Source organism: Stieleria bergensis, assembly GCA_007745635.1.
Lineage (GTDB): Bacteria > Planctomycetota > Planctomycetia > Pirellulales > Pirellulaceae > Stieleria > Stieleria bergensis.
This window is the reverse complement of record CP036272.1, coordinates 4,339,059-4,347,828: the sequence shown is the minus strand read 5'-3', so window position 1 is coordinate 4,347,828 and position 8,770 is coordinate 4,339,059. Positions and strand designations below refer to the sequence as shown.

The window sequence follows — 8,770 nt, the reverse complement described above, 5'->3', positions numbered from 1 at the left end:
AGGTCGTTATTACCGCATGCATGCGCAAAATCCTCATCACACTCAACACAATGGTCAAAACAAATACAGCATGGGAAAATCCACAAAACGCTTGACATCTAACACAGCCGCTCCCGCAAGTGGGAGGGTGTTGTTGATGACAAGCATGCACGCTTGGATTGCTACCATACCCGAGCGCGAGCGAAGATGTGGCATCAGTGGCTTTGGGTGCGTTCACGCTTAATGCCCTGCATCCCACTGATGTCCGATTGGTCGCTGACCAGGGTAGGGGCCGCGTTCGTCAAATGCCCTTCGATCAGGTCAGCAAACGCTCGATTGTCATAAAACTGGTCAGGGTCAATGTCGCAGCCCAGCGGTCAGATCAGTCTTCCTCGGGAGCGGAGCGGCGGAAGACGGCGACAATGTCTTCTACGGGGACCACGAACAGTTGGTTGTCGTGTTCCAGGTCGACGGGGACCGCGCTTTTGGGGTGAAAGAGGATCTTGTCGTACTGTCGCAGCGGCAGCTCTTCATCATTTTCCACCACCGCACTAATGGTCACGATGCGGCCAGTGATGGTGGGGATCTCAGCAGCATCCGGCAGAGCGATCCCACCGCGAGTTTCTCGTTTGGGCTCGTCTTTGCGAACCAGAACCCGGTCTCCGATCGGTTCGACATATTCAAAATTGGAAGTCGACTTTTTCTTCGCCATAACGTTTCAGTGTGGGGCTTCATTGGATGGGGTGTGGCTGCTTCGTGCTGGCAGTGCTGCGGCATAAGGAACACGAGGTCGCCAGTGTGTCAGCAGCAGTATGTTAGCAGCAGCGTATCAGCGCCAGTGAGCCAGGGGCATCCTACCAGCATGCTGGCGTCGCGGTTCCTGCCACACGCACGGGGCGACAATTTGAGTCTACCGCCGAACCGTCCGATTTCGGAGGTTTCAAGCCACTGTTTGCCAGTCGAGGGGCCACGCCATCAATTTGTTAAGGGTGATGCGGCATAGTGTTGCCCGCCAGCGTGATTTATTACAGGGTTAACGCGGCAAGAACTAGGGGTGAACGGGCAGATTTTGCCAGCAATGCGGGTGTTTTGAGGGTGATTTGAGTTTGCTGACTGCCAAATGAGGAACGGTTGTTCCGATTGACGGGATTCCGGTGGGGCTGACTGTCGGATTGGACCTTGCGGGCAGGTTCGCCGATTGACCGTTTGAGTGCAAAGTAAAGGATTCACTTTCTCCAACGACCAGCGGCTCTTCCAATGCGCAAGGATGTCAATCGATCTCTAATGACGTGGCCCTTTGTTGCCTCTGTTTTGGCAACCGGGCTTTGCTATGTGCTAATGCATCATGGTGCTGTTCTTTTTGAGCATCTGGCGTGGTTGCAAAGTGGCGAATCATCGGGCAGATCGTCGATTGCCAAATCAGTGTCCGGTCCCAACGGCATTGACGAAGGCCTGGGCATGGCAGAATCCAGTGGTTCGCTTGCCGACAGTCGTTATCCCAGTGCCACCATCGGGCGCCAGCAGTTGATGGCGGGACAGGATGGCGTGATGCCATTGGATCTGACACGTTTTTACGGCAATGATCAAGACTGGCCGTCGCACCAGCCTAACTGGGTTCCTGCGCCAGTGCTGAACACTCAGACCGACCTGTTTGGGTTTGAGATCGCCGCTGCATCAAGACCAGTTACCAGCGCTGCAGTGGCTGATGATGACCGATCGGGGCGATCCATTGATTCCGTCATCAACATTGATGTGCGATCCTTGTTTGCGCAGACAAAAATGCACCAGGACGCAAACGACAACGTGTTCAGCGGCGTGTTGAAGAAACCGCAAGCAATCGCCGTCTTGCCAGGCATCGCCGGTTCAGTGACGCGTTTGCCTCAGGTAGACAGCCAGCCATTGCCCCGAATGCCGCAGGGCTTTCCCGGTGCAACGGCAGGTTACACGGGGCAACAAGCGAAATCCGCTGCAGGCGTTCACGCCGATCTGTTGGCGGAAGCGGAGAAGCTGAATCCGCCGGTTGAGCTTCCTCGTTTGGGGGCACAGTTGGCATTGAATCATCCTGCAGAGCGAAGTGCAACGCGCTCGCCTCGTCAAGCAAGCCCAAACGATGCCAGGTTGGCTGATGCGGGCGCGTCTGATCGTAGTGTCGCGTGGGTCGCTCCCGCAAAACTGATGCAACAACTTGACGTGTTGGATCGCATCTCTGGTGACGCATTTTTATCGAGCTCTCAAACGCTTATCTATTCGTTGCCGGAGCAGCAGCCCAGTGTTGATAACGATACCATCAGGCAATGGTCACGAGATGTGCGGTACATGTTGGATCAAATGGGGCAAATCGAAACTCTGTCCGACCCCGCCATGCACGCCGTTCTGTATGGCTTGGAACAAATGGCTGGCTATGGTTGGCGGCATGTTGAATCGTTGCCATCGCGCAGCCAGCGGGTGGCTTGGACGCAGGCGATCTATTCGCTTCAGCGTCGTTTGATGGTTTGGCGCCCGGTGTATCAGCTGATCGCTTCCGCAGGCCAGTCCACTGATGGAGCGTTGACAGCCGAGCAGCAGCGTGAGATTCGCCAATCGATTGCCGAGATTCGCGAGTTGCATGAGCGTTTCCCCGATCAAAAACTGTGGCTCGACTACTTGGTGATCGATCAGCTGGAACAGGCTGTCGCCAGCAATGACCCGGCGCGATTGCGAGAGGTGGGGCAGGTGTTTCTCGCTCGCCTGGTTTGGCCAAATCTGCAAGCGGGACAGCGGCAATGGCTGGACGGTCCCGCCTTTCAGCACGCCGCTGAATTGGTGAGCGGGTTTGCAGCGGATCCGATCGACTATTCCGCTCTACTGCAACAAATTGAACGCTGCGAGCAGAACTCCATCGATCTGGTCACCGCCGAAATCGCTCACACCTTGCAAATGCTGTCGCAGTCTTCTCACCCGCTGTCTTCACAGCTGGCGAGCAATCTGGACACTTACTACCGCAATGCAAACATCCGATTCTCGGTCAGTGAGCAGCTATTAAACCACGTCATTCCAGCCGTTGAGCCTCGCAAGATGGACATCAAGGGACAGTTGGCCGGAATGAACGTGACAGGGACCAGCGAAATGCATTCGCGTCACGCCTTGGATCTCAAGGACTGTGGTGACGGCTGGGATGTTCATTTCCAAGCGATGGGGTACGTCGGTGGTCAGCATCAAGCTCAGCATGCTCTGGCTGAAGTCAGCACGCGGCATCATTCCCCTTTTGAAACCGCAACTCCGCTCTCCATTCGCAGGCAACATGTCTCGATGGGGCCGACTTCGCTAAACGTTGACAGTGACTTGAAGCTCGAGGGTGTGCAAACGGATTATCAGCAGTGGCCGCTGCTCCATCAGTTGGTCACCCTGGTCGTGACGGAACAGTATCGTCAGCAGCAGGAGGCGTTGCAGCAGGTCTCGCAACAGCATCTTGAAGAGACGCTGGAAAATGGCATGCAAACCGAACTGTCGAACAGGGTTGATCGTGTCTCCAGTCGCCTCAGCGAAATGGTGCTCGGCCCGCTGGAGCGACTGCGATTGGATCCGCAAGTGACCGACATGCAATCAACGGAGGAACGGCTGATCGCACGTTATCGCGTCGCCGGAGATTTGCAACTGGCTGCCATGACGCCGCGACCACGAGCGGTTGCCGATAACTTGATCAGTGTCCAAGTTCACCAATCCGCACTCAACAATATGCTGGAGCAGCTTTTGCCGCAAGGCGAAGAGATGTCAGCAAAGGAGTTGCTGGAAACCTGCTACGAGTCGTTGGGGCTGGGCACAGCGCAATTTCCCAACCGTCTGCCAGAAGATGTGCGGATTAATCTGGCCAATCATCGTCCTGTCACAGTTGAAATCGAAGACGGAAAGTTCTGGATCACGCTGCGGGTCATTCTGCTGAAAAAGGAACAGGCAGGTGAGCTACGAAAGGTGATTGTCCGCGTCTGTTATGTGCCACAGATCGATGGGTTTGACATCAAGCTGGTTCGTCAGGGGCACTTGAGTCTTTCGGGGCCCGGTTTGTCGCTGGGGCATCGTCTGCCAGCTCGGGCGCTGTTCAACAAGTTGCTGCCTCATGATCAACCGGTGCAGTTAACCAATCCAGAACGGTTGGCCGCTCGACTTCCTGCCGGCACGCGGATCGGTCAATTCGAACTCCGCGATGGTTGGATTGGCATTGCCGTGACCCCAGAGGACTCCGATCTCGCTACCACGCGACGCCCCATCGGGATCCGCTAAAGGACGTTCGTTCGGCTGGGCGGGGCTGGCCTTGCCTGGGCGATGGTTCCGTTGCCGGTTTGCACCACCTGGTTTATCTTGGAAACACAGGGGCATCAAGTACAGCGTACTCCAGAGAGCTGTCCCCGATAAAAAGCTTGCCGGCATTGCTGCACATCGCTTGGTCTTCCGCGGTCATGTTTTCTACCGCAGTGGTGATGACTAGTTTAAGCTGGCCGTCCAATTCAACCAAAGCGGGGCAGGTGTTTTGGCTTGAAAGCGGTGTGCGCCAAGTCACCAGTAATTCCCCGCTGGCCAAGTCGTACATGCGAGTCTCGCCGAACGTCGCTGCCTGGGGCAAAAACATCGCCACAATCAGTCGAGTCCCGTCGGGAGTGAGGATCATGCCATCGGGGACGGCCGGGTCGTCCGTTAAATCAATGATGACTTCACGGGTTCCCAGAGTCCCTGCCTGAATGTCCAGTGGGTACCGCACGATCTGGCGGGTGGGAGAATCGATGTCGATCAGCGATAGCTGGCCATCGACAACAACGGTGGCCTTGCCGTTGCTGCAGAGCTGGTCATCTCGAAGCCGAATCAGCTGGTTGTCGCTGCCGCGATACAGGTAAAGGCCCGCTTTCTTGGTCGCGAATTCTAAGTCTTTGGTGCCAAAGATCAGGTTGTCTTGGTAGACCAAGCCATCGTTGATGATGGTGTTGGTCACATCGTCATCAACCCCACCGATCAATTCTTGCCAGCTCTGGTCGTTGGTGTCAAACAAGCCCAGCGATCGCTCGCAGCCGACAATGAATTGACCTGGCGTTTGGCAGGGAAAGGCAAAGCCGGGGCGACCTGGCAGATCCAACGAAGTGTTCTGCATCGTTTTCAGGTCCAGCAAATTCAAGCTTCCCTGTGTTGCGGTCGCACCATGTTGAATGCCCACCCAAGACAGTTGATTCGGTCCCAGCGGATAAGGGCCTTCTGGCAGAAAGCGAAGCTGGCTGGACATGGGAAAGTCAAGCGGAGTAGTTTCAAGGACTTGGACCACGGTTTTTCCTGTCAGGAGGCTGTGAAAATAAACGGCGCCGAGTTGTTCGCAGAGCTGGATCGCTGGCAGTCAGGATAACGAGTTTCCGTGTGCTGGAACAGGCTATCGATGAAGCTTGCAAACGTGCCAGACTCCCTCGAAAGATCTTGGCTTGATCAGCGCATCAGCCAGCGGTGGCGAGGCTTTTGTGGCAAGCGTTTGTGGCTCTGTCTCAAGAGGCTGGGACATCGAAGTCTTGCAATAGCTTTAATGGCACGCCAATCGAGATCACTTGGACAGCGCCCAAGTATGTGGCTGCTGAATCCGCTTGCATGCCTTCTTTGCGGCAGACAAAGGTCAGTGTCAAGTCGGCTTGAAAGGTCGGCTCGTGGATCTGGCCCGTGTCGCAGTCCATGCCACTGGGCAGGTCAATGGCGACGCGGTAGACAGCCCGCTGGTTGGCAAGCTTGATCGCGCTGGCGTACAGCCCTCGCGGTGCTCCTCTGGCGCCGGTCCCCAACAAGCAATCAACGATCACCGCATCCTGGGGCAGGGCATCTTGCAATGTCTGTTCATTGGAAACCGTTTGCAGTGGCAGGTCGGCTGCAACTGCAATGTTTGCATTGATCGCGGCGTCCCCCGAAAGCGTTTCCAGTTCGACCAGCGAAATCAGCGTGACCTGGCGGCCTGCGAGTTGCAAATGCCGGGCAATGACATAGCCATCGCCGCCATTGTTACCCGGCCCACACAGGATGCAAATCGACGCCTTGCTGGGGGCCTGATGCAAAATCGCTTCGGCGGCACCGCGACCGGCATTTTCCATCAAAATCACGCCCGGCATTCCATACGCTTCGATGGCGGTCTGGTCGATCAGACGGACTTGGTCGCGTTTCATCGCAGGTGCCTGTTTTAATCGAGGAATCTGTTCGTCGAGGATTTCTGGCCAGATCAAATAGCGGAACTTGCCAATCCTGCCGGGAGGACTCAGAATGGTTCGGGCCAATCGCCGGTCTCGTCTCGTTGCGATCGGCAACCCATTGCCAGCACCGCCAGTGTCTGAGGAAGTTACTATGCCACTTTATGAATACGAATGTAATGACTGCGAGCAGTCTGTCGAGGTCCTGGTGCGTCGCCCTGACGAGAAGGTTGAGTGTCCAACGTGTCACAGCGAAAAGATGATTCGCTTGATGAGTGCACCGGCGGCGCCGAACATGAAATCAGGAGGCTCGTTACCAGTGGCTTCCGCGGGGGATGGGGGTGCCTGCGGCGCACCTCGCTGCTGTGGTGGTGGCTGTGACACCGGCTTTTAGTTCTCTGTAACGGATCAAGGTTCTTTAACTGCATGTTTCCGATTTGCTGTTCGGTTCGTGGATGTGGATTACCTTTGGCATCACGCGACGCCGAGGGGCAGTCCTCCGATGCCTCCGGCGGTCTGTTTTGTGACCGAGGGCATCACTTTGAACAAGCCAAAGCGGGCTATTGGAGTCTGCTGCAGCCGCAAGACAAAAAGTCCGCTCAGGCAGGTGATAGCGACGACGCCGTCGAAGCCCGGCGGCGCTGGCTGCAGCGAGGCCATATGCAAGGTCTGGTCGATCGCGTTCGAGAACTCGCTGGCCAGCCCTGCAGTGCGATCGGAGCCCAACAGCCTGGCTGGACAGTGGAACTGGGCTGCGGCGAAGGCACTTTTTCCCAGGCCATCTTTGAATCGGCAGCCCCCGATCATTACTGCGGCGTCGAGCTTTCCAAGAAAGCCTTGCGACTTGCCGCGCGAAGTTGGCCAGCGGCAACCTGGGTGCTGGCCAATGCTGATCGGCGCTTGCCATTTGCCGATCGTTCGATTCAGCATGTCGTGTCCCTGTTTGGAAGACGCCCCTATCAGGAAATCGCCAGAGTGCTGGCTGATGATGCCCGTGTCCTGGTCGTCGTGCCGGGGCCAGAGGACTTGATTGAGCTCCGCCAGCAGGCGCAAGAAGTCGGTCAACGCAAAAGCCGCTGGCAGGCCATCGCTGAACAGTTCGCCGAAGTCGGTTTGGGGCTTCTCTCGCATGAGCAATGGAAACATTCCGTCAGCCTACAGCGCGAGGCCTTGCAGGACGCCATGGCGATGACCTACCGCGCCGTTCGCCGATCTCAGCAGCAACGGATCGAGCAACTTGGCAATGCGGAGGTCACATTGAACGCTGAGATCCTGTTGTTTGACAAAGCCTCGCATGTGCCGACGGTCTAGCAGCCTGTGCTCAGCGGCAGCCGTCAAGTTGATCGCGGGCGCAAGGCAGGTGTTCGGCGCAAGCTATTCCAGGTGACAAGCGTCTTGAAAATCTGTTGCCGCTGGCGTGGCGAGCGTTGCTGTGGTCTCTGGTGGCTTTTTAGAGCCACCGGCAGGCGATCGCGAGCGAGGCCCGCCCTTTTCGCTAGCTGGGCTGTTTTTTTCGAAGATCGGCGGCTTGCTGCTTGAAGACTGGTGGATGGAAAACCCCTTGTCGAGCTATATTGGCGTTGGTGCGACATCCGCCTCTGATTTTGCCTTCCAAATTTGTCCTGAATTGTGGCTCTGCTGATCTCCTGTGAAACTGCCGGAAATCAATCTGTCGATCAGATTGAAGGTCTCAATGTCTCCGAGCAGAATCCTTCGGCAGGCAGCTATCAGCATTGTCGGCGGTTGTGTGAGCTTCAGCAGCGTCCCGGCGTCGCGGATTGCCAGGACGGCGAGATCGCCAAGCAGTTGGCGGACGCTCTTTCAGCGCCCTTGATCAGGCATGATTATCCGCTGTGCTTGATCGATGTGACTTTACCCGTTGGTCACAGGAACCTCTTTGGCGTGCCCGGGTGCTGCGATCTGCCGGATCCTCAGGACGGCTTAGTGCCCGAATTCCACGACCCGCTTGCCCAAGACTTCAACGCGCTCAGTTCGGTGGCTTTTGGCAAAGATGTGCAGCACGGCAGCATGCACGGGAGTCAGGAACCGGTCGATCAGACTTGGTCGCCCCAGCAGCAAGCATTTCTGATTCAATCCATCTACCAGTCGTATCGGCAACGATTGGAAAGCCAATTGAGCGCTTTGATTGACAATGATTCACCCGTCCTGCATCTGTCCGTCCGCACCTTTCCTGGCAAGCGCAATGGCGAGCCCTACCGGACCGACGTTGGTTTGCTGTACGACACCAAGCGAGCCCTGGAGAGCGCTCTGTGTTACGATTGGGTGTACGAGTGCTATGAAGAGACAATCAATCTAAAGCTTCGCCGCAACTATCCCCGACGTGGTTCTGCAGAGTCCATTACCAAAGCCATGCGACGGCTGTTTGGTGAACTGCAATACCTGGGGGTTGAGGTTTGGCTGAACCAGTCCTGGGCCGGACGAGACTCAGTGCGTCGTCAGGAAGCGTTGGCTGCTTTGGGTACATCGCTGCAGGCGGTTTGGCAAGCCTATTACAGCGTGTGAGGTACCGTCGCCAAAAAAAGGGACAGAGGAAGCCTGGCGAGAGTGCCGTTCTGGGGGCAAGCTAGGCGGAGGCCGTCGTTTCGGGCGTG

At 56.5% G+C, this 8,770-nt stretch carries 7 protein-coding genes; 4 read left to right on the top strand and 3 right to left on the bottom strand.

Features of this window, described 5'->3' with window-relative positions; genetic code table 11:
- Window positions 1–361: 361 nt before the first annotated feature.
- Window positions 362–691: a co-chaperone GroES gene (locus SV7mr_RS15400; RefSeq protein ID WP_145273953.1), complete on the bottom strand. Its 330-nt coding sequence runs from the start codon at window positions 689–691 to the stop codon at window positions 362–364.
- Window positions 692–1,263: 572 nt separating this feature from the next.
- Here SV7mr_RS15400 and SV7mr_RS15395 point away from each other — a divergent pair.
- Entirely contained in the window at window positions 1,264–4,236 is a 2,973-nt protein-coding gene (locus tag SV7mr_RS15395; protein ID WP_145273950.1) for a hypothetical protein, read from the top strand.
- 73 nt (window positions 4,237–4,309) lie between these two features.
- On the opposite strand, the gene SV7mr_RS15390 is transcribed toward SV7mr_RS15395, so the two are convergent.
- Both SV7mr_RS15390 and SV7mr_RS15385 read right to left on the bottom strand, forming a co-directional pair.
- Window positions 4,310–5,224 carry an SMP-30/gluconolactonase/LRE family protein gene (locus tag SV7mr_RS15390; RefSeq protein ID WP_145273947.1) on the bottom strand — a complete coding sequence of 305 codons (915 nt, stop codon included), beginning with the start codon at window positions 5,222–5,224 and terminating at the stop codon, window positions 4,310–4,312.
- 250 nt (window positions 5,225–5,474) lie between these two features.
- Complete coding sequence (locus tag SV7mr_RS15385) at window positions 5,475–6,245, bottom strand: NAD(P)H-hydrate epimerase (protein ID WP_419187436.1); 771 nt, start codon at window positions 6,243–6,245, stop codon at window positions 5,475–5,477.
- Here SV7mr_RS15385 and SV7mr_RS15380 point away from each other — a divergent pair.
- From SV7mr_RS15380 to SV7mr_RS15370, 3 genes are all read left to right on the top strand, one after another.
- Window positions 6,232–6,552 (top strand): FmdB family zinc ribbon protein, encoded by a 321-nt coding sequence (locus SV7mr_RS15380; protein ID WP_419187435.1) that lies wholly within the window; start codon window positions 6,232–6,234, stop codon window positions 6,550–6,552. The two genes, SV7mr_RS15385 and SV7mr_RS15380, sit on opposite strands and share 14 nt — an antisense overlap.
- Window positions 6,553–6,626: 74 nt before the next feature.
- The gene (locus SV7mr_RS15375; protein ID WP_419187434.1) at window positions 6,627–7,469 is read left to right on the top strand and encodes a methyltransferase domain-containing protein; all 843 of its coding nucleotides are present in this window, start codon (window positions 6,627–6,629) and stop codon (window positions 7,467–7,469) included.
- Between the two features lie 318 nt (window positions 7,470–7,787).
- The gene (locus SV7mr_RS15370; RefSeq protein WP_145273939.1) at window positions 7,788–8,681 is read left to right on the top strand and encodes a hypothetical protein; all 894 of its coding nucleotides are present in this window, start codon (window positions 7,788–7,790) and stop codon (window positions 8,679–8,681) included.
- Window positions 8,682–8,770 lie beyond the last annotated feature (89 nt).